This window comes from Pseudomonas sp. DSP3-2-3 (genome assembly GCF_049898225.1).
Classification (GTDB): domain Bacteria; phylum Pseudomonadota; class Gammaproteobacteria; order Pseudomonadales; family Pseudomonadaceae; genus Aquipseudomonas.
Genome location: NZ_JAFCXH010000002.1, coordinates 213,596 through 235,828 on the forward strand (window position 1 = coordinate 213,596; position 22,233 = coordinate 235,828).

Below are 22,233 nucleotides of genomic sequence, written 5' to 3' on the forward strand. Positions count from 1 at the left end.
CAAGGATCGGCCGTCTTGCTCCCTCCTCGTTGCAACCCCTTCCGTCATTCCCGTCACACCAAAACTTTCCAGCCCCTTGACATGATGAATGTCGGCCGACATACAATGCGCTTAAATTATGGTCGTAATTTAATCAGGCCGTCTTTTAGGCAGCTCGTTACAAAGGCTGAACCCTTCGATGAAAACCAGGAGAACGAGCGTATGAGTGGTCCCCGAATCGTGGTCACCGGCATGGGCCTTGTCACACCTCTAGGCTGCGGGGTCGAGCCGGTTTGGCAACGTTTGCTGGCAGGTCGATCCGGCATTGTCAGGCTGCCGGAAGAGGTTGTTGCTGATCTGCCGGGCAAAGTGGGTGGCCGTGTGCCGCTGTTGGCCGATGATGCCGAAGCGGGTTTCGATGCCGATTGGGCCGTGCCTGCCAAAGAGCAGAAGAAGATGGATCGTTTCATCCTGTTCGCCCTCGCCGCAGCCAAGCAAGCCATCGCCCAGGCCGGCTGGGCCCCGGAAACGCTGCACGCCCAGGAACGTACGGCGACGATCATCGGTTCAGGCATCGGCGGTTTTGTGTCCATCGCCGAAGCGGTGCGCACCACCGATACACGCGGGCCGCGGCGTCTTTCACCGTTTACGATTCCATCTTTCCTGGTCAATCTCGCGGCGGGTCACGTCTCTATCCAGCACGGTTTCAAAGGTCCGCTGGGTGCCCCGGTTACTGCTTGCGCGGCTGGCGTGCAGGCCATCGGTGATGCGGCGCGGCTGATTCGCTGCGGCGAGGCTGACATTGCCATCTGCGGCGGAGCGGAAGCGGCTATCGACAAAGTCAGCCTCGCGGGGTTTGCCGCAGCGCGGGCCCTGTCCAGCGACTTCAACGAAACGCCGGAGCAAGCTTCGCGACCTTTTGATCGGGATCGTGACGGTTTCGTCATGGGCGAAGGTGCCGGGATCCTGGTGATTGAATCCCTGGAGCATGCGCTGGCCCGTGGTGCCACGCCGATTGTCGAGCTGGTCGGGTATGGCACCAGCGCCGACGCCTACCATTTGACCGCCGGACCGGAGGATGGCAGTGGCGCTCAGCGTTCCATGCAAACGGCGATTCGCCAGGCGGGCATTGAACCTGCGCAGATCCAGCACCTGAACGCGCATGCCACGTCCACGCCGGTGGGGGATAAAGGTGAGATGGCAGCGATCAAGGCGGTGTTTGGTGATCAGAACTCAATCGCGGTGACGTCGACCAAATCCGCAACCGGGCACTTGCTCGGCGCGGCGGGTGGGATAGAAGCGATCTTCACCGCCTTGGCGATTCGCGATCAGGTCGCCCCGGCGACGCTCAACTTCGACAATCCTGACGAGGCGGCACACGGGCTGGACATCGTGCACGGCGCCGCGCGGCCGATGGCAATCGAATATGCCTTGTCCAACGGCTTCGGCTTCGGCGGCGTCAACGCCAGCGTACTGTTTCGCCGCTGGCGTGACTGATCACGTCTTGCTCGGGGTCTTCTTCAACCATTCCCGGGCAGTTGCCAGGATCCGGTCCGACAGTTCCGTGTCCTGCACGCTGCGTGACAACATCAGCGCGCCGACCATCGTCGACAGCATCATCATGCTTTGTGCTTCGGCATCAGGGCCGGAGAGAGTGTTCTTGAGGGAAGCCAGTCGGGCCTGAATCAGTTCGTCAGTGATCGGGCTGGGTTGACCGCGCTGTCCCAGTTCGCAGGACATGGTCGGCAGCGGGCAGCCTTTGTCGGGATTGCTACGATGGCTTTCGGATAAGTACAAATCGATGTATTTCTCCAGCGCATTTTCTTCAGCAAAAACCGGTGCAGTGCGCTCGCGGGACTCATCCACCGCGCATCGCAGGGCTTTTTCCACCAGATCGTCCTTGGATTTGAAGTGCGCGTAAAAGCCGCCATGGGTCAAGCCCAAGGCCTTCATCAAAGGTTGCAGACCTGTCGCGCCGATGCCGTCGCGCCGAAAACGCGCCGACGCCTCATGCAGAATGCGTTGATGAGTTTGGGCTTTGTGATCCTGTGCGTAACGCATGCTGAGCCTCCCGACCTGGCTCGTTAAATGGTGGTCGACATTTTCACATGGATGCGCGCGCCGCTGCAGCATTCATTTCTGTTCCGGGCCAACGGTCGGTCGAAGCCGCTAAATTTATTCGCGCGACTGACGTTTTCTCATGGAATACGTCTTTTTTCGTGAGCCCGGAACATGCCCTCTTCATTACCGCTGAGCCCCGTGCAATTGATCCGTCCGCCCAAGCCGGCTGGCGAAGTCTATCGGCGATTCGATGCCCGCCTGGGTAGCTGGATTTCCCTGCGTACCCTCGACATCGACCAGGATCTTGAGCGTTTCAACCGCTGGCAAAACAACCCGCGGGTTCTGGCGTTCTGGCAGGAAGGCGGCACGCTTGAGCAGCATCGTGATTACTTGCTCAAGCAGCAAGCCGATCCCCATACCCTGACCTTGATTGGCTGCTTCGACGATCAGCCGTTTGCTTACTTTGAGGTGTACTGGGCGCTGGAAGATCGCATCGCGCCGTTCTATGACGCGGCCGAATCTGACCGCGGCATTCACATGCTGGTCGGCGAGGAAAGTCATCGGGGGCCGCATAAGGTCGCCAGCTGGCTGTCAGCGCTGCTGCATTACGTGTTCAGCGCCGAAGAGCGCACCCGGCGGATCGTGTCGGAACCCCGCGCGGACAACGCAAAAATGATCAGCTACATGCAGGCGCAGGGCTTTATCCGCGAGAAAGAGTTCGACTTCCCGCACAAACGCGCGGCACTCATGAGCCTGGATCGCGAGCGTTTCTATGCCCACTGCGACTGGCTGTGACGGGAGAGGGTAGGTGGAGCGCAGCGCGGGCAGGGATGACCTGCCCGATAGCTGTCAGCGACGAAGAGCGCGGGGTTCCTGGCGGGACACCTTGCGGCAATGCACCAGGGCATCGCGGATCATGAAATTCACCAGGGTCGGTGATACGCCCAGTTCCTTGGCGATATCTTTTTGCGGGACGCCGTGCAGACGATACATTTCAAAAGCATACCGGGTGCGGCTCGGCAGCTCGGTCAAGGCATCGGCAATGGTTTCCAGGGTCGTGAAGTTGATGTGCGAAGCTTCAGGAGATGCGCCGTGGATGACCACATTCAGTCCTTCTTCCTCGCTGCCTGAATACTTCTGTTCCAAAGCCTGTTTGCGATAGTGATCGATCGCCAGATTGCGCACGATCTGGAACAGGTAGCTCAGTTGCGCCTTGATCGATGAAGTGATCTGCGGCGCGGATTGCAGGCGGAAGTAGGCATCCTGCACAACGTCTTCGGCCCTTGATCGACAACCCGTGATGCGGGCGGCGATTTTGACCAGGATAAGGCGGTTTTCTACGAACGCCTGGAGTAACGGTGAATCGCACGTACTTGTGGATAATTGTTCCGGCATGGAAATCACCTTGCAGCAATGGGCAGCTGAAGCTTTGTAGGAGAAGCCTCCTACACACCGGGCAACAAATTAGGCTGGATGATAATTATTGTCAATTGAGAAATATAACTAACCGCAAGTTTTACTGCTGGCGTTCTGATAGCTCGTAGGCCGCGCAGAGTTGGCAGAACCTCCTGTTACTAATTAATTCGCAATCCCATCCGTTCTCCTTGGTGACAGTGCCGGCTCACCGCCTGGCCCCATGCAACAGGAGAATGACATGGTATTTGATCGCGAAGACCTCACCTTCCAAGTGGTGTGCAATCACGAAGAGCAGTACTCCATCTGGCCCGACTACAAAGCCATCCCCAATGGCTGGCGCGCGGTTGGCATGAAAGGCCTGAAGAAGGAATGCCTGGAATATATCGAGCAGCACTGGACGGACATGCGCCCGCTGAGCCTGCGACAGAAGATGGATCAGGACAAAGTGGTGGCCTGAAGTGAGCGCCTTCAACAGCTTGCGTCTGTTCTGCCTGCCGTATTCCGGTGCTAGCGCCATGGTTTACAGCCGCTGGCGACGAGTGTTGCCGCAGTGGCTTGAAGTTCATCCGCTGGAACTGCCGGGACGCGGCATGCGCATGAACGAGCCGCTGCACACCGATATTCGCGGGCTTGCCAGGCAACTGGCGCGGGAAGTCAGCCAGCACTGTACCCAAACGCCGGATCAGCACTACGCCTTGTTTGGTCACAGTCTCGGCGGGCTGCTGGCCTATGAGCTGGCCCACGCGCTGGAAGATCTGGGCGCGCCTGCGCCGTTATGTCTGTTCACCTCGGCAACCGCCGGTCCGGCGCGTCGTGATGTCAGCGAATACCGCGTTGCCAAGACCGACGCCGAGCTCATCGAGCGCTTGCGAACACTGCAAGGCACCTCCGAGGACGCGTTGGCCAACCGTGATCTGATGGAGCTGATGCTGCCCATTCTGCGCGCGGACTTCCTGTTGTGCGGCAGCTTTGAATACCTGCATCGCGAACCGCTGCCGATGCCGGTCCATGTATTCGGCGGCAAGCAAGACAGCGTGGGTGTTGAAGAGCTGCTCGATTGGCAGGATGAAACCACCGTCGGATTCTCCCTGGACATGTTCGAAGGCCATCACTTTTTCCTGCAGAAACAGGAAAGCGCCTTGCTGCGTTGTCTGCGGCGTTATGCCGAGCAGCATCTGGCGCGTGCCGGCCGCCAACGCTCACCCGCCGCAGCGGCCAGCTGATTCACACCGCGATACCCGGCGCGCGTTCGGCGCGCCCATCCCCGGCATTCCCGATTGCAAGCCAGACTCAGGCAGGAACAACCATGATCGACGCATTCGAACTCCCCAACACTCTGGTGCAGGCCCTGCAACAACGTGCGGCCCACCAGCCTGATCGAATTGCCCTGCGTTTTCTTGCCGAAGACGCCAGCGAAGGCGCGGTGCTCAGCTATCGCCAGCTGGATCTGAGGGCGCGAACCATTGCCGCTGCGTTGCAGGCCCAGGCCTGTCCCGGCGAGCGTGCGGTGCTGCTGTTCCCCAGCGGTCCGGACTATGTCGCCGCGTTTTTCGGTTGTCTGTACGCCGGGATCATCGCAGTGCCGGCTTATCCGCCCGAGTCGGCGCGTCGCCATCATCAGGAGCGCCTGCTGTCGATCATCGCCGACGCCGAACCCCGGCTGATTCTGACCCGTTCCGCGCTGCGCGATTCGCTGCTGCAAATGGAGCAACTGCACAGCGCGAACGCGCCGCAACTGTTGTGCGTCGACAGCCTTGACGACGCGCTGGCCAACGATTGGCGCGCGACGGATATACACGCCGACGATATCGCCTTTCTGCAATACACTTCCGGGTCCACGGCGCTGCCCAAAGGCGTGCAGGTCACTCACGGCAATCTGGTTGCCAATGAACTGTTGATCCGGCGCGGCTTTGGCATCGACCTGAACCCGGACGACGTCATCGTCAGCTGGCTGCCGCTGTATCACGACATGGGGCTGATCGGCGGGTTGCTGCAACCGATCTTCAGCGGCGTGCCGTGCGTCCTGATGTCGCCGGGATACTTTCTGGCGCGGCCGGTGCGCTGGCTGCAAGCCATCAGCGAATACGGCGGAACCATCAGCGGTGCGCCGGATTTTGCCTATCGCCTGTGCAGTGAACGGATCAGCGAATCGGCCCTGGTCGGTCTGGACCTGAGCAAGTGGCGGGTGGCGTTCTCCGGTTCCGAGCCGATCCGGCAAGACAGCCTCGATCAGTTCAGCAGCAAATTTGCAGCCACTGGCTTCACTCAAGAAAGTTTCTTCGCCTGTTACGGCCTGGCCGAAGCGACGCTGTTCGTCAGCGGCGGGCAACGCGGGCGCGGCATCGGGAATATCGAGGTGGACACGCAAGCCCTCACGCAAAATCGCGCAGAGCCGGGCAGCGGCAGCCTGTTGATGAGCTGCGGCCGCAGTCAGCCGGATCACGCGGTGCAGGTTGTCGAACCTGCAACCGGCAAAGTGCTGGTCGATAATCAGGTCGGCGAAATCTGCGCTGCGGGCCCGAGCATTGCCCATGGCTACTGGCGCAATCCTCAAGCCAGTGCCAAAACCTTTGTCGAGCGTGATGGCCGCACCTGGTTGCGCACGGGTGATCTGGGCTTTATCCGTGATGGCGAAGTGTTCGTCACCGGCCGCCTGAAAGACATGCTGATCGTGCGCGGTCACAACCTTTATCCACAAGACATCGAGCAGACCATCGAGCGCGAAGTGGATGTGGTGCGTAAGGGCCGGGTCGCGGCGTTCGCCATCAGCGAAAACGGTGTGGACAGCATCGGTATCGCCGCAGAAGTCAGCCGCAGCGTGCAGAAAATCCTCGCACCGCAGGCGTTGATCAAGGTCATTCGGCAAACCGTTGCCGAAGCATTTCAGGAAGCGCCCAGCGTCGTGGTGCTGCTCAATCCCGGCGCGCTGCCCAAGACTTCCAGCGGCAAGCTGCAACGCGCCGCCTGTGCCAAGGGTTTGACCGAGGGCAGTCTCGACAGCTATGCGCGCTATCCGGATGAACAGCATCTTGAGCACGTGCTGGCCGGCGCGGCCGACGACTTGCAAGACACCATCGCCGCCATCTGGCGCGAACAACTGCACCTGGAGCAGATCGCGGCCGATGATCATTTCTTCCTGCTCGGCGGCAATTCCATTGCTGCGGCGCAGGTCTTGGCCCGCCTGCGGGAAGTGCTTGGCCTGGAGCTGAACCTGCGCCTGCTGTTTGAATCGCCGACGCTGGCGACCTTTGCCGCTGAGGTCGCCGCCGAAGTCGCTCGCCAACAAGCTGCCGGTGTGCCGATGCAAAACGCCATTGAAGCGCTGCCGCGTGATCACGACTTGCCGCAATCCCTGGCGCAGAATCGCTTGTGGATTGTCTGGCAACTGGAGCCGCTAAGCGCGGCTTACAACATCCCTGCGGCGCTGCGTTTGCGCGGCGAGCTGGATCAGGCGGCGTTGATCGCCAGCTTCCAGCAGTTGATCCAGCGCCATGAAGCCTTGCGCACGCGCTTCCTGGAGCGCGAAGGGCAAGCGTTGCAACGCATCGAGCCGGCGTCGGTCTTTGCCTTGCAGCACCTGGACCTGAGCCCGATCCCCGCCAGCGAACGCGACGCTCAGGCCATGCAGGCCAGAGAGCTGGAAGCGCAAACCCCTTTCGATCTGCAAAACGGTCCACTGCTGCGCGTTACGCTGGTACGCCTCGACGAGCAGGAACATCAACTCTGGGTCACGCTGCATCACATCATCGCGGACGGCTGGTCGCTGAACGTGCTGATTGACGAGTTCTCCAGGCTTTATGCGGCTGCCAGTCAAGGCCAGAACCTGGCGCTCGCGCCGTTGCCGCTGCACTACGCCGATTATGCGCAATGGCAGCGGCAATGGCTGGCGGCGGGTGAAGCCGCGCGGCAACTGGCTTACTGGACCGAGCAACTGGGTGACGCACAGCCCACGTTGGCATTGGCGACCGATCATCCGCGCAGTGCGTTGCACAGCCATCGGGCGGCGCGTTACAGCGTGTTGCTCGACGAAGGCCTGAGCACCTCCCTGCGCTACACCGCCCAGGAACATGACGCGACGTTGTTCATGGTCCTGCTGGCCGCGTTCCAGGGGTGGTTGCATCGCTACAGCGGCCAGACTGATATTCGCATCGGCGTGCCCGGTGCCAACCGCCCGCGTCTGGAAACCCAGGGTCTGGTGGGCTTTTTCATCAACACGCTGGTGCTGCGCGGTGCCGTGGATTCACGCAAGCCGTTCAACCAGTTGCTGCGCGAAGCCCGCGCGGCAGCCCTCGGCGCCCAGGCCCATCAGGACTTGCCGTTCGAGCAGCTACTCGAAGCAATGCCCCATGCGCGGGAGCAAGGCCTGTTTCAAGTGATGTTCAACCATCAGCAACGGGACCTGAGTGCGCTGCGCCGCTTGCCGGGGCTGCTCGCCGATGAACTGCCGTGGCACAGCCGCGAAGCCAAATTCGAGCTGCAACTGCACAGTGAAGAAGACCATCGCGGGTGTCTGGCGCTGCATTTTGATTACGCCGCCGAGTTGTTCGACGTGCAGACCGTGCAGCGCATGGCCGAGCATTTCACCGCCTTGTTGCAGCAGATCTGCGATCAACCCACACAGTGTATTGGCGATATCTCGCTGCTCAGTGCTGCCGAGCAGGCCCGGCAACTGGAATGGAGTCGCGCACCTTGCCCGCCCGCCACGCGCTGGTTGCCGGAGTTGCTGGCCGAGCAGGCGGCACTGACACCGGAACGTATCGCGCTGGTCTGGGACGGCGGGCAAGTGGATTTCGCCAGTCTTGATAGCCAGGCCAACCAGCTCGCGCATTACTTGCGCGACAAAGGCGTCGGCCCGGACGTGTGCGTCGGTATCTGCGCCGAGCGTTCGCCGCAACTGCTGATCGGCTTGTTGGCGATCATCAAGGCTGGCGGTGCCTACGTGCCGCTGGACCCGGAGTACCCGAAAGAGCGTGTCGGTTTCATGCTGCGCGACAGCGGCGTTGAACTGCTGCTGACCCAGAGCCATCTGCTGGCAGAGTTGCCGGTGGAGCAAAATGTCACCGCTATCACCCTCGACACCTTGCATCTGGATAACTGGCCACGCAGCGCGCCAGGTTTGCACCTCAATGGCGCTAACCTGGCCTATGTGATTTACACCTCCGGCTCCACCGGCCAGCCCAAAGGCGTCGGCAACACCCACGCCGCACTGGCCGAGCGCCTGCAATGGATGCAGGCCACCTATCAACTGACGCCTGCTGACGTGCTGATGCAGAAGGCACCGGTCAGTTTCGACGTGTCGGTGTGGGAGTGCTTCTGGCCGCTGATTATCGGCTGCCAGCTGGTGATCGCTGCGCCCGGCGAGCATCGTGATCCTCGGCGCATTATCGAACTGGTCGAGCAATTCGGCGTGACGACCTTGCACTTCGTGCCGCCGCTGTTGCAGCTGTTTATCGAAGACCCGCAAATCGCGGCGTGCAGCAGCCTGAAGCGTATTTTCTCCGGTGGCGAAGCCTTGCCCGCCGAGCTGCGTAACCGGGTGCTGGCGCAATTGCCGAAGGTGCAACTGCACAACCGCTACGGCCCGACCGAAACCGCCATCAACGTCACCCATTGGCATTGCCGGAGCGAAGACGGTGCGCGCTCGCCCATTGGCCGTCCGCTGGGCAACGTGCTGTGTCGGATTCTCGACAGCGAACTCAATCCGCTGCCGGCCGGCGTGCCTGGCGAACTGTGCATTGGCGGCATCGGCCTGGCCCGTGGTTATCTGGGTCGACCCGAGTTGACCGCCGAGCGTTTCGTGCCCGATCCATTGGGCGAGGAGGGCGCGCGCCTGTATCGCACCGGCGACCGGGCGCGTTGGGCCGCCGACGGTGTCATCGAGTATCTGGGGCGTTTTGATCAGCAGGTCAAATTGCGCGGCTTTCGCGTTGAACCCCAGGAAATCGAAGCGCGCTTGCTGACTCAGCCAAACGTGTTGCAAGCCGTGGTGCTGGTGCGCGAAAGCCAGGCTGGCGCGCAGCTGATCGGCTGGTACACAGCGGACAGCGACGTGTCCTCCGAACAACTGAAAACCGCGCTGGCCGCTGAACTGCCGGAGTACATGGTCCCGGCGCAGCTGATACGTCTGGCGCAGATGCCGTTGAGCCCCAGCGGCAAGCTGGACCGCCGCGCCTTGCCTGAGCCGCAATGGCAGCAACGCGTGCACGTCGAACCGCGTTCCGAACTTGAGCAGCAGATCGCCGCCATCTGGCGCGAGATCCTGGGGTTGCAGCAAGTGGGGCTCAACGACGATTTCTTCGCCCTGGGCGGGCATTCATTGCTGGCCACGCAGATCGTTTCCCGCGTGCGTCAGGCCTGCGATGTGGAATTACCGTTACGGGTGTTGTTCGATGCCAGCGAGCTGGGCGCGTTTGCCGAGCAGGTTGCGCGGATGCAACTGGCGGGCGACAGCAATCGGCAACAGCCGATTCAGCGGGTTGATCGCAGCCAGCCGGTGCCGTTGTCCTATTCCCAGCAACGCATGTGGTTCCTCTGGCAAATGGAACCGGACAGCCCGGCCTATAACGTCGGCGGCATGGCGCGGTTGCGCGGCGTGCTCGATATCAGCCGTTTCGAAGCGGCCCTGCAAGCCTTGATCGCCCGTCACGAAACCTTGCGCACCACGTTCCCGAGTGTCGATGGCGTGGCCTGTCAGCAGGTTGCTGCTGAATCCACCGTGCAGATGCAATGGCAGGATTTCTCCGGGCTGAGCCAAAGCGCCCGCGAGCAGCAGTTGCAGGCGTTTGCTGATGCCCAGGCTCACGAGCCTTTTGATCTGGAGCGCGGCCCGTTGCTGCGCGCCTGTCTGGTCAAGGCTGGCGAGCAGGAACACTACTTCGTCCTGACCCTGCATCACATCGTTACCGAAGGCTGGGCGATGGATATCTTCGCCCGAGAGTTGAGTGCGCTGTACGAAGCTTTTGTCGATGATCGCGAATCGCCGCTCGAACCGCTGCCGGTGCAATACCTGGACTACAGCGTCTGGCAGCGGCAATGGCTGGAATCTGGCGAGCGCCAGCGTCAGCTGGATTACTGGACCGCAAAGCTGGGCAATGAACATCCGCTGCTGGAACTGCCCGGCGACCGCCCGCGTCCGCCGGTGCAAAGCCATCGCGGCGGCTTGTATCGCTTCGATCTGGGCGACGAACTGGCGGCCCAGGTACGCCGCTTCAACGCTGAACACGGCCTGACGCTGTTCATGACCATGACTGCTGCGCTGGCGGTGCTGCTCTATCGCTACAGCGGGCAGCAGGATTTGCGCATCGGCGCGCCGGTCGCCAACCGCATCCGCCCGGAAAGCGAAGGGCTGATCGGCGCGTTCCTCAACACTCAAGTGCTGCGCTGCCAGCTCGACGGGCAGATGAGTGTTGCGCAGTTGATCGATCAGGTGCGTCAGACCGTCATTGAAGGTCAGTCCAATCAAGACCTGCCGTTCGATCATCTGGTCGAAGCCCTGCAACCGCCGCGCAGTGCCGCGTATAACCCGTTGTTTCAGGTGATGTGCAACGTGCAGCGCTGGGAGTTCCAGCAAAGCCGCACGTTGGCGGGCATGGCGGTGGATTATCTGGTCAACGATGCCCACGCGACCAAGTTCGACCTGAATCTGGAAGTCACGGATCTTGACCAGCACCTGGGCTGTTGCCTGACGTACAGCCGCGATCTGTTCGATGAACCGCGTATTGCGCGCATGGCTGCTCATTGGCGCAACTTGCTGCAAGGCTTGATCGCCGATCCGGGCCAGCGCTTGAGCGAGCTGCAACTGTTTGATCCTGCCGAGCAGACGCGTTTGATTGCCGGTCTGGCTGAAGAGGCGGGCGAGCATGATCTGTCGCAGTGCATTCATGAGCTGTTCGAGGAGCAGGCGCGCAAAACCCCGGAGGCTGGCGCGCTGACGTTTGCCGGGCAAACCCTGAGTTATGCCCAGCTCAACAATCGCGCCAACCAGCTGGCCCGGGCCCTGCGCGAGCGTGGCGTCGGTCCGCAAGTGCGGGTCGGGCTGGCGCCGGAGCGCTCCCACGAACTGGTCATCGGTCTGTTGGCGATTCTCAAGGCTGGCGGCGCGTACGTGCCGCTGGATCCGGAATACCCGCTGGACCGTTTGCGTTACATGATTGAAGACAGCGGCATTAGTTTGCTGTTGGGCGATACGGCGTTGTTTGATGCGTTGGGGGAGTTGCCTGAGGGAGTTGGCTGTTATCCGCTGACAAAAACTGGGCTTGTGGGAGCCGAACTTGCTCGCGAAGACGGTGTTGCAGGCTCTGAAAATGCGGCGGTTGTATCGGCCCTTTCGCGAGCAAGCTCGCTCCCACAAAGAGTGGGGGGTGAGCGCGGGACTGTGGGAGCCGAGCTTGCTCGCGAAGACGGTGTTGCAGACTCTGAAAATGCGTCGGTTGTATCGGCCCTTTCGCGAGCAAGCTCGCTCCCACAAAGAGTGGGGGGTGAGCGCGGGACTGTGGGAGCCGAACTTGCTCGCGAAGACGGTGTTGCAGACTCTGAAAATGCGTCGGTTGTATCGGCCCTTTCGCGAGCAAGCTCGCTCCCACAGGAGGAAGAGTTTTATGACCCCAGCAACCTGCCCAACGTCACCTTGGCGCAGCATCAGGCTTATCTGATCTACACCTCCGGCTCCACTGGCAAACCCAAGGGTGTGACGGTCAGTCATGGTGAGATTGCGATGCATTGTCAGGCGGTGATCCAGCGCTTTGGCATGCGCGACGATGATTGCGAGCTGCATTTTTATTCGATCAACTTCGATGCCGCGACTGAACGACTCCTGGTGCCGTTGCTCTGCGGCGCGCGGGTTGTCATGCGTGCTCAAGGGCAGTGGGATGCAGAGGAAATCTGCCAGCTGGTTCGTGAGCAGCAGATCAACATTCTTGGCTTTACCCCGAGCTACGGCAGCCAGTTGGCGCAATGGCTGGCCAGCCAGCAGCAAACCTTGCCGGTGCGCATGTGTATCACCGGCGGCGAAGCGCTGACCGGCGAACACCTGCAACGCATCCGCGCGGCGTTCCAGCCGGAGCAGTTCTTCAATGCCTATGGCCCGACCGAAACCGTGGTCATGCCGCTGGCGTGTCTGGCGCCGCACGTGCTGGAAGAGGGCGCAGCCACGGTGCCGATTGGCAGCGTGGTCGGGGCGCGAGTCGCCTACATTCTTGATGCCGACCTGACGCTGTTGCCCCAGGGCGCGACCGGCGAGCTGTACATCGGCGGCGCCGGGCTGGCCGGTGGTTATCATCAGCGACCGGGCATGACCGCCGAGCGTTTTGTCGTCGATCCGTTCTGTGCCAATGGCGGCCGCATGTACCGCACCGGTGATCTGGTGCGCCAGCGCGCCGACGGTCTCGTGGAGTACCTCGGTCGCATCGACCATCAAGTGAAGATTCGCGGCTTCCGCATCGAGCTGGGGGAAATCGAAAGTCGCCTGTTGGAGCATCCTTCCGTGCGTGAAGCCGTGGTGCTGGCATTGGATGCGCCAAGCGGCAAGCAACTGGTCGGTTATGTGGTTGGCGAAGGCGACACTGCTGAGCTGCGTGATGCCTTGCGGACTCACCTGCACAGCCAGTTGCCGGATTACATGGTGCCCGCGCAGCTGATCCTGCTGGACAGCATGCCGCTCACCGCCAACGGCAAACTTGACCGCAAAGCCTTGCCCGCGCCGGACCCGGAGCACCATCGCCAACAGTTCATCGCCCCGCAAAGCGAGCTGGAGCAAGCCCTGGCGGCGATCTGGCGCGACGTGCTGAATGTCGAGCGGGTCGGTCTGGTGGACAACTTCTTTGAACTGGGCGGCGATTCGATCCTGTCGATTCAGGTCGTGAGCCGGGCGCGTCAGGCGGGGATTCACTTCAGCCCGCGCGACATGTTCCAGCACCAGACCGTGCAGACCCTGGCCAGCGTGGCGACTCGCGCCGAATTGATTCTCGCCGAACAAGGGCCGATCCTCGGGGCGGCAAAACTGACGCCGATTCAACACTGGTTCTTCGCCAGCGAGATTCCTCAGGCGCAGCACTGGAACCAGTCGCTGCTGCTGCAACCCACTGAAATCCTCGACCCGGTCCGCCTGGAACAGGCACTGCGCGAAGTGCTGGTGCAGCACGATGCCTTGCGTTTGCGCTTCAAACGCAACGCTGGCGTGTGGAGTGCCGAGCACGCGCCGATGGAGCAATGCGCCGTGTTGTGGCGAGCGGAGCAAGCGTCGCCGGAGCTGTTCGCCGATGCGCAACGCAGCCTCAATCTGGAGCGCGGCCCATTGCTGCGCGCAGTATTGGTCAGCGACGGCAAAGCGCCGCAGCAACTGCTGCTGGCCATTCACCATTTGGTGGTGGACGGCGTGTCCTGGCGGATTCTGCTGGATGATTTGCAATCGGCTTATCGCCAGCAAGCATTGCCAGCGAAAACCAGCGCGTTCCGCGACTGGACCCAGCGTTTGCAGACCTATGCCGTCAGCGAACCGCTGCGTGAAGAGTTGTCCTGGTGGCAAAGCCAGTTGATCGACAGCAGCAGTTTGCCGTTCGATCATCCCCAAGGCCGTCAGCTAAACGCTCAGGCGCAAACTCTCAGCGTGCGCCTTGATGCCCAACGCACCCGGCAGTTGTTGCAACAGGCGCCAGCGGCCTATCGCACCCAGGTCAACGACTTGCTGCTGACCGCACTGGCTCGCGTGGTGTGTCGCTGGACTGGCGACAAGGCCGCGCTGATTCAGCTGGAAGGCCACGGCCGTGAAACCCTGTTCGATGACATCGACCTGACCCGCAGCGTCGGCTGGTTCACCAGCGCTTATCCGTTGCGCCTGGTGCCGCAGGACATTGCCGACGCCACCGGTTTGGCGCCGTCGATCAAAGCCATCAAGGAACAGCTGCGCAGCGTGCCGCACAAAGGTCTGGGTTACGGCGTGTTGCGTTATCTGGCCGATGATGGGTGTCGGCAGGCGATGGCCGCATTGCCCCAGGCCTTGATCACCTTCAATTATCTGGGCCAGTTCGATCAGAGTTTCGCCGATGACGCGCTGTTCAAACCGCTGGATGCCGATGTCGGCCCGACTCACGACGAACAGGCGCCATTGCCAAATGCGTTGAGCATTGATGGTCAGGTGTATGGCGGCGAACTGGTGTTGCGCTGGACGTTCAGCCACGAGCGTTTCGACGCGACCCACATCGATGCCCTGGCCAATGATTATCTGACCGAGCTGCAAGGACTGATCGCCCATTGCCTGGCCGATGATGCGGGCGGCCTGACGCCATCGGACTTCCCGCTGGCCAGGCTCAGTCAGCAACAACTGGATGCGCTGCCGATCCCGGTGGCGGCCATTGAAGACGTGTATCCGCTGACGCCGATGCAGGAAGGTTTGCTGCTGCACACGCTGCTGGAACCTGGCACCGGCATTTATTACATGCAGGACCGGTATCGCATCGACAGCGAGATCGACCCGCAACGTTTCGCCCAGGCCTGGCAAGCGGTGGTTGCCCGCCACGAAGCCTTGCGTGCCTCGTTCTGCTGGGACAGCGGCGAGCAAATGCTGCAAATCATCCACAAGCCCGGCGCCACCCGCATCGAGTTTGTCGACTGGAGCGCCGAACCTGAGCACGGCCATGAAGAGCGCCTGCAAGCGCTGCTGAAAAACGAGCGCGAGGCCGGTTTCGATCTGCTGCATGAAGCGCCATTCCACCTGCGCCTGATCCGCATTGGCGCCGGGCGTTACTGGTTCATGATGAGCAACCACCACATCCTCATCGATGCCTGGTGCCGTGGCTTGCTGATGAGCGACTTCTTCGAAATCTACACCGCGCTTGGTGAGGGACGCGAAGCTGCATTGCCCGCGCCACCGCGTTATCGCGATTACATTGGCTGGCTGCAGCGCCAGGACATCGCCCAGTCGAAACACTGGTGGCGTACCAACTTGCAGGGCTTCGAGCGCACCACGTTCATTCCGGTGGATCGCCCGTTGCTGCGTGAACACGCCGGGCACAGCGGCGGCATGATTGTCGGTGACCGTTATACGCGTCTGGATGCGCAGGACGGACAGCGCCTCAAAGAGCTGGCCCAGCGTCATCAACTGACGGTCAACACCTTCGCGCAGGCCGCGTGGGCCTTGGTGCTGCGCCGTGTATGCGGCGAGCGCGACGTGGTGTTCGGCGTCACCGTGGCTGGACGTCCCGTGGACATGCCGCAGATGCAGCGCACGGTCGGGTTGTTCATCAACAGCATTCCGCTGCGGGTCAGCCTGCCTGCGGCTGACCAAAGCCGCTCGGTGCTGGATTGGCTGCACGGCCTGCTGGACAGCAATCTGCAACTGCGCGAGCACGAGTACATGCCGCTGGTGCAGATTCAGGAATGCAGCGAGCTGCCCAAGGGCCAGCCGCTGTTCGACAGCCTGTTCGTCTTCGAAAACGCCCCGGTGGAAGTGTCGGTGCTGGATCGTGCGCAAAGCCTGAGCGCCAGCTCGGATTCGGGTCGCACCCACACCAATTTCCCGCTGACGGCAGTGTGTTATCCCGGCGATGAGTTGGGCCTGCATCTGTCCTTCGATCAGCGTTATTTCGATGGCGCAACCGTTGAACGCTTGCTCGGCGAGTTCAAGCGTCTGCTGCTGGCGCTGGCCGATGGCATTCAGGGCACGATGGCGGACTTGCCATTGCTGGCCGATGCGGAGCGGCAATTCCTGATCGACGATTGCAACCGCAGCGCGTATGACTATCCCCTTGAGCAAGGCTATGCGCAGCTGTTTGAAGCCCAGGTCGAGGCGCATCCCCAGCGCATCGCCGCCACGTGTCTGGAGCGCAACTGGAGTTATCAAGACCTCAATCGTCACGCCAATCGCCTTGGCCATGCCTTGCGCGAAGCTGGTGTGCAAATTGATCAGCCGGTCGCCTTGCTGGCCGAACGGAGCCTGGATCTGCTAGGCATGATCGTCGGCAGCTTCAAGGCTGGCGCGGGTTACCTGCCGCTGGACCCCGGCCTGCCGGATCAGCGCCTGAGCGGCATTATCGAGCAGAGCGGAACGCCGCTGCTGGTCTGCACCGAGGCCTATCGCGAGCAGGCGCTGGGCTTGCTCGAAGGGTTCTCCTGCGCCGGCAAACCGCGCTTGCTGGTCTGGGAAGACGTGCAGCAGGGCACGCATTCGGTGCGCAATCCGGGGATTTATTCCGGGCCGGATAACCTGGCTTATGTGATCTTCACCTCCGGTTCGACCGGGCAGCCCAAAGGCGTGATGGTCGAACAACGCGGCATGCTCAACAATCAACTGAGCAAGGTGCCGTACCTGCAACTGGATCAGTTCGACGTGATCGCGCAGACCGCGTCGCAAAGCTTCGATATTTCCGTCTGGCAATTCCTTGCTGCGCCGCTGTTCGGGGCGCGGGTGGATATCGTGCCCAACACCATTGCGCACGATCCGCAGGGGTTGCTGGAACATGTACAGAACAGCGGCATCACCGTGCTGGAAAGCGTGCCGTCACTGATTCAAGGCATGCTCGCGGCAGAGCGTCTGTCACTTGAGCGCCTGCGCTGGATGCTGCCGACCGGGGAAGCCATGGCACCGGAACTGGCCCATCAATGGTTGCAGAGTTATCCACAGATCGGCCTGGTCAATGCTTACGGGCCGGCGGAATGTTCCGATGACGTGGCGTTCTTCCGCGTTGATCAAGCCGCGACCGAGGGCAGCTATCTGCCGATTGGCACGCCCACCGATAACAACCGCCTGTACCTGCTGGATGACGCGCTGGAATTGGTGCCTTTGGGCGCAATCGGCGAGTTGTGCATTGCGGGCACGGGTGTGGGCCGGGGTTACGTGGGCGATCCGCTGCGCACCGCCCAAGTGTTTGTCCCGCATCCGTTTGGCGCGGCGGGGGAGCGGCTGTATCGCAGCGGCGATCTGGCGCGGCGTCGAGCCGATGGCGTGCTGGAATATGTGGGACGCATCGACCACCAGGTGAAGATTCGTGGTTTGCGCATCGAGCTGGGTGAAATCGAAGCGCGTCTGCATGAGCAGCCGGAAGTCCGTGACGCTGCGGTGTCGGTGCAGGAAGGGCCGAATGGCAAGTATCTGGTGGGCTATTTAGTCTCCGGTGCCAATCAGGCGGGCGAATTGCCGGAAATCATCAAAGCGCGCTTACGTGCGGTATTGCCGGATTACATGGTGCCGCTGCATTGGCTGCTGCTTGAGCAACTGCCGCGCAACGCCAATGGCAAGCTGGATCGCAAGGCGCTGCCAGTCATGGATATTGGCCAGCTGCATCATCATTCCTACGTTGCGCCGGGCAATGACCTTGAGCAAACCCTGGCCGATATCTGGGCGCAAGTGCTGAAAATCGAGCAGGTCGGCATCCACGATAACTTCTTCGAACTGGGCGGCCACTCGCTGCTCGCCACGCAAATCGCCTCAAGGGTGCAGAACGCCTTGCAGCGCACGGTGCCGCTGCGGGCCATGTTCGAGTGCAGCACGGTGGCGGAGTTGGCGGGTTATATCGATGGCCTGGAATCCAGCGTGATCACCGAGGAGAAAGTCGATCGCCTGAGCGACTTGATGGCGCAGCTGGAGGCTTTGGATTAACGACACTGGATCCGGGCATGCCGTTTTTTGGGCATGCCCGGATTGCCCTGCTAAGGTTTAGGCCCGAGGATTTTTTCCAGCTGCGCGGTTTGCGGTGCGCCCTGCTGCTGTTGCAGTTGGCCCTTGGCGTCGAGGTAGAAAATCGACGGCGTTGCGGAAAGGCCCAGGTCGCTCATCAATTGCAGATTGGCGTCGAGGCGGGTCTGAATGTCTTTGGGGATGTTGCCCAAGGGTTTCAGCTTGCTGCTTTTGCCCGCCTGTTCATGGGTTTTCAGTGCTGCCTGTGGGTCGTTGTCGGCCAGTAAAGCGGCGGCCTTGGCGGCGCTGTCTTCGCGGATGATGCCAACCATGATGTGGCGCAGTTGCACCTTGCCCGCCTTGACCCATGGCCGCGCCTGTTCCCAGAACATGTTGCAGTACGGGCAATTGGCATCGCTGAACAGGTACACCACTTTCGGGGCATCAGCGCTGCCGTCGGCGATCCAGGTGCTTTTCTCCAGACCGCTCCAGACCTCTTTGGACATGGGCTCGTAGACCAGTTTTTGCAGCGGCGCCTCGCTGAGGTCTGCGCCCTTTTCGTCGTAGAGATTACCCGCCAGCACATGCTTGCCATCGCGGGTCAGGTACAGCGCCATGGCTTGTTTCTGGTACTCGGCGGCGTAACCGCGCAAACCGTCCGGCGCATCGAAACTGCCGATGATGCGTGCGCCTTTGTCTTGCAGCGCGCGAATCGGCGCAGGCAGTTCTTCGGCCTGCAACAGCGGGCTTTGCAGGATCATCAGGCTCAGGCTGAGCAGGGAAAGGCAACGGATCGAAATCATTGGGCAAGGGTCCTTGAAGGCAGGGTCGTGCTCGGCAAACTGTCGAGGTAACGGGTCAGGCTGGCACGGGAAAGCTCGCCGAGGTGACTGCCGATCAGGCGGCCCTCGGCACTGTAGAAAACGGTAGTAGGCAGCGCCATGGAGCCGACGCTTTGCGCCAGTTGGCCGCCGCCATCGAACAGCACGTTGCTCAGGCGCAAGCCTTGGGCGCTGAGGAAACTTTCCACGGTCTGTGGGGCTTCGGCTTGATTGACGAACAGGAACACCACGTCGTCGCGCTCGGCCTGGGCGGCTTGCAGCACGGGCATTTCCCGTCGGCAGGGCGGACACCAGGTCGCCCACAGATTTATCACCAAAGGCCGACCCTGATAATCGGCCAGCTGCACCGATTCCCCGGCAGCGTTGCGCAAGGTGATTTCCGGCAGACTTACGCCCTGCTGATAAATGTTCAGCCCCAGGTTGGCCAGCAGCCAGAACAACAGCCCGCTGCCCAGGCCAAGTCCCAGCGGGCGGCGCAAATCCTGGCGCCGCCAGGCCATCAGCAGGCCGCCGAGGATCACCGCGAGCACGCCCGGCCAGATCAGGAAACCACCGTCGCGAATGTCCAGCGCCTGCCACGGCTGCACCTGATATTGCGGCCAATAGTTGATAACAAATCCGGCACGTGCGGCGAGCAAACCCAGCAGGAACAGAGCGAACAACGCCGATTCCGGGTTGGCGCCGGTGCGCCGCGAGGTCAGCCAGCCCACCAGCGTCGCCAGCGCCAGTGCGCCGATCAGTAGCAGGTGCACGACGGCCAGGGCGAACGGCCCGATAGAAACACTCAACATCAACCGCGCTCCCGAGTGGCTTGCCATTGTTGCAGGAAAGTCCCGGCGTCGACCTGGCCGGTGATACGCCGGTCGCGTCGTTCGCTGCCGTCAGGCCCGATCCACAGCAGGCTGGGTGGCCCCGGCACTTGGTAACGTTGCAGCAGTTCTCGGCTGGCCGGGCTGTCAGCGGTGACATCCAGGCGCAGCAGATGTACGCCTTGCAGCGCATTCAATACGTCGGGTTTGGCGAACACCTGTTTCTCCATGACTTTGCAGGACACGCACCAGTCTGCGTAGTAGTCGATCAGTACCCAGCGTCCGCTGGCTTTGGCGGCTTCGAGTTCAGTTTGCAGTGCTCGGGGTTCGGCTATCGTGACAAACGCTGCATTGACCGTGTTGCGTGGCTCGGTACGGCCGGCACTGTAAACCTTCAACGGTTGCCAGGGGTCGTCCGCGCCGCCAGCTGCGCCCACCAGCAGCAATATCGACCACAGGCCGAGGATCAGCCCGGCGGGGGCGAAGAACCGGGTCGCGCTTTTCATCCGCTGGGTCAGCGCCAGCGCACTGCATGCAGCGATCAACAGCAGCACGCCCCAACCGGCGACCCACAATGACTCATCGAGCAGCGGCCGCGCCATCAGCAATGCCGTGCCGAGGAACATGAAACCGAATACACCCTTGAGCGCATCCATCCACGCGCCGGGTTTGGGCAGGAACCGATTGCCGACGGTGACCAGCAGCATCAGTGGCAGGCCAATCCCCAACCCCATGACGAACAGCACCAGGCCGCCGTGCAGCGCATTGCCGCTTTGCGCGATGTACAGCAGCGCGCCGGCGAGTGGTGCGGTCATGCACGGCCCGACCATCAACCCCGACAAAGCCCCCAATGTACTGGCGCCCAACAAGCTGCCGCCGCGTGTTCCATGGCTGGCGCTTTGTAGGCGATCACGCAGGGCAGAGGGCAGTTGCAGTTCGAAAAAGCCAAACATCGGTAACGCGAGGACCACGAACAGTGCGGCGAAGCTGCCCAGCAACCACGGCTGTTGCAGCAGCGCCTGCAGATTACCACCCAGCAATGCCGCGACAACTCCGAGCCCGGCGTAGACCAGTGCCATGCTCAACACGTAACTGCCTGCCAACGCCAGCCCGCGCCGTGGGCTGGCGCCGCCACCCACCACCACGCCAGCCAGAATCGGCAACATCGGCAGCGAACACGGGGCGAAAGCCAGCAACAGGCCCAGGCCAAAGAAGATCAGCAGACTCCAGCCCAGCGGGCGCTGCTCAAGGGAGCTGGCCAGCGTCTGGTCTTCGGCTTGCTGCGCGTTTTGTTTGACGTCGGTCCCGCTGATCTCCAGCAACCGGCTCTGCGGCGGATAACACAAACCGGCGTCCGCACAGCCTTGCCAGCCCAGCTTCACGGTGCCGCTGGCGGAGGCCGGGACCAACAATTCAAGGCTGTTGCGGTACACCTGTTGTTCGCCGAAAAACTCGTCACTGTGGACTTCGCCTGCGGGCAGCGCCGGCTGATTGTCGACGCTCAGCCCGGCAAGGCTGACGCGCTGCTTGTACAGGTAATAGCCCTGGGCTATGCGCCAGTGCAGACGGGTTTCGCCGGATTCCAGCCGGTCGCTGGTCAGGGTGAACGCCTGGTCAACCGGGAGGAATTCGGCTTGTCGCTTGAAGGGATCATTGCCGGGCAACGCTTGAGCGAGCGTGGGCAACAGCAAAAAAATCAGGAGCAGAAAAATACGCATACAAAAGCCTTGGGATTTACAGACCGGCCAAGGGTGGAGGAGGGGGATTAAGTGATGGTTAAGGCCGTAACCCTTTGTTGGAGATTCTATGTCTGGGGTCAACCGCCAGGCGCCGCAGATGTATTGTCTGAACCGACGCCTTCCCGGCTAAAGCCGGTCCCACTGGATCGCGCTGATTGTGTGAGACCGGATTTATCCGGGAAGACGGCATTCCAGTAGACGCAAATACAGCGGCTGTACGTCCTATCGTGAATGTTGCGTAGATCCGTTGGAGGCTTGCCCGCGAAGAACGATGACGCGGTGTATCTGGGCCAACGAGGCCTCTGGTTCGCAGGCAAGCCTCGCTCCAACGGATTTAGGGCCAACCTGGAACATTGCTCTGGCTTTTGATTTTCGCTTTTCCGTGCCGCGATCTGACAGACACCGCCAAACGCGCGTCGGGAGGCTGAGCGCAAGTGTCGTGGTGTGGGGCGACCGGCATGGATGCCGGTCGAGCGCAGTTGCGCCAGGGATGGCGCGTCGGCGCGTACCCACACCACGGCACCGGAGCGAAGGAACCCCTGCGAAGCAGGGGCCGGACGTCAGCGCAGATGGTTTTCGTCTATTTTGCCGAAACAAAATGGACTCGACCGTCAGGGCGAAACCTCAATAAGCCGCACCGCAAATGCTGTTGGTGCCACCTGATTCAACACACGGCGCCGAAGAACGATAACGCGGCGTATCTGGCCCACCGAGGCGTCTGGTTCGCGGGCAAGTCGGAACGCCGCCCGCTCGCGCCAACGAATTCAGGAGCATAATCC

At 61.6% G+C, this 22,233-nt stretch carries 9 protein-coding genes and 1 pseudogene; 5 read left to right on the forward strand and 5 right to left on the reverse strand.

Annotated features, from left to right (window positions below; genetic code table 11):
• Positions 1-201 precede the first annotated feature (201 nt).
• Positions 202-1,476: a beta-ketoacyl-ACP synthase II gene (gene fabF, locus ACP7E4_RS03810; RefSeq protein WP_426111736.1), complete on the forward strand. Its 1,275-nt coding sequence runs from the start codon at positions 202-204 to the stop codon at positions 1,474-1,476.
• On the opposite strand, the gene ACP7E4_RS03815 is transcribed toward fabF, so the two are convergent.
• Positions 1,477-2,040, reverse strand: a complete 564-nt coding sequence (locus tag ACP7E4_RS03815; RefSeq protein ID WP_426111734.1) for a TetR/AcrR family transcriptional regulator — start codon at positions 2,038-2,040, stop codon at positions 1,477-1,479.
• A gap of 210 nt (positions 2,041-2,250) precedes the next feature.
• Between ACP7E4_RS03815 and ACP7E4_RS03820 the strand changes: the two are divergent.
• A pseudogene (locus tag ACP7E4_RS03820) lies at positions 2,251-2,835 on the forward strand (GNAT family N-acetyltransferase); the annotation flags it as partial.
• A gap of 54 nt (positions 2,836-2,889) precedes the next feature.
• Here ACP7E4_RS03820 and ACP7E4_RS03825 read toward each other — a convergent pair.
• The gene (locus ACP7E4_RS03825) at positions 2,890-3,435 is read right to left on the reverse strand and encodes an RNA polymerase factor sigma-70 (protein ID WP_426111732.1); all 546 of its coding nucleotides are present in this window, start codon (positions 3,433-3,435) and stop codon (positions 2,890-2,892) included.
• Positions 3,436-3,694: 259 nt separating this feature from the next.
• Here ACP7E4_RS03825 and ACP7E4_RS03830 point away from each other — a divergent pair, with 259 nt between their 5' ends.
• The 3 genes from ACP7E4_RS03830 to ACP7E4_RS03840 all read left to right on the forward strand — a co-directional run bounded on the left by ACP7E4_RS03830 (position 3,695) and on the right by ACP7E4_RS03840 (position 18,046).
• Positions 3,695-3,913 carry an MbtH family protein gene (locus tag ACP7E4_RS03830; RefSeq protein ID WP_020289209.1) on the forward strand — a complete coding sequence of 73 codons (219 nt, stop codon included), beginning with the start codon at positions 3,695-3,697 and terminating at the stop codon, positions 3,911-3,913.
• A 1-nt stretch (position 3,914) separates the two neighbouring features.
• Positions 3,915-4,679, forward strand: coding sequence for a thioesterase II family protein (locus ACP7E4_RS03835; protein ID WP_426111730.1), 765 nt, complete (start codon positions 3,915-3,917; stop codon positions 4,677-4,679).
• An 83-nt stretch (positions 4,680-4,762) separates the two neighbouring features.
• Positions 4,763-18,046, forward strand: a complete 13,284-nt coding sequence (locus ACP7E4_RS03840; protein ID WP_426111728.1) for a non-ribosomal peptide synthase/polyketide synthase — start codon at positions 4,763-4,765, stop codon at positions 18,044-18,046.
• Between the two features lie 50 nt (positions 18,047-18,096).
• Here the strand turns inward: ACP7E4_RS03840 and dsbG are convergent, their stop codons facing one another.
• From dsbG to dsbD, 3 genes are read right to left on the reverse strand one after another with little or no spacing between them, the layout of a single operon-like run.
• A complete protein-coding gene (gene dsbG / locus ACP7E4_RS03845) occupies positions 18,097-18,867 on the reverse strand; it encodes a thiol:disulfide interchange protein DsbG (RefSeq protein ID WP_426111726.1) in 771 nt (256 codons plus the stop codon).
• Entirely contained in the window at positions 18,864-19,697 is an 834-nt protein-coding gene (locus ACP7E4_RS03850) for a prolipoprotein diacylglyceryl transferase family protein (RefSeq protein WP_426111724.1), read from the reverse strand. Before ACP7E4_RS03850 ends, dsbG begins: the two co-directional genes overlap by 4 nt.
• A complete protein-coding gene (gene dsbD, locus ACP7E4_RS03855; RefSeq protein WP_426111722.1) occupies positions 19,697-21,433 on the reverse strand; it encodes a protein-disulfide reductase DsbD in 1,737 nt (578 codons plus the stop codon). The genes ACP7E4_RS03850 and dsbD overlap by 1 nt, the downstream gene beginning before the upstream one ends.
• Positions 21,434-22,233: the final 800 nt, after the last annotated feature.

What these genes read in the sequence shown, in the direction of transcription:
- ACP7E4_RS03850 (WP_426111724.1), bottom strand. Translation starts at nt 19,697, where the DNA reads ATGTTGAGTGTTTCTATCGGGCCGTTCGCCCTGGCCGTCGTGCACCTG.
- dsbG (WP_426111726.1), bottom strand. Translation starts at nt 18,867, where the DNA reads ATGATTTCGATCCGTTGCCTTTCCCTGCTCAGCCTGAGCCTGATGATC.
- ACP7E4_RS03830 (WP_020289209.1), top strand. Translation starts at nt 3,695, where the DNA reads ATGGTATTTGATCGCGAAGACCTCACCTTCCAAGTGGTGTGCAATCAC.
- dsbD (WP_426111722.1), bottom strand. Translation starts at nt 21,433, where the DNA reads ATGCGTATTTTTCTGCTCCTGATTTTTTTGCTGTTGCCCACGCTCGCT.
- fabF (WP_426111736.1), top strand. Translation starts at nt 202, where the DNA reads ATGAGTGGTCCCCGAATCGTGGTCACCGGCATGGGCCTTGTCACACCT.
- ACP7E4_RS03840 (WP_426111728.1), top strand. Translation starts at nt 4,763, where the DNA reads ATGATCGACGCATTCGAACTCCCCAACACTCTGGTGCAGGCCCTGCAA.
- ACP7E4_RS03815 (WP_426111734.1), bottom strand. Translation starts at nt 2,040, where the DNA reads ATGCGTTACGCACAGGATCACAAAGCCCAAACTCATCAACGCATTCTG.
- ACP7E4_RS03825 (WP_426111732.1), bottom strand. Translation starts at nt 3,435, where the DNA reads ATGCCGGAACAATTATCCACAAGTACGTGCGATTCACCGTTACTCCAG.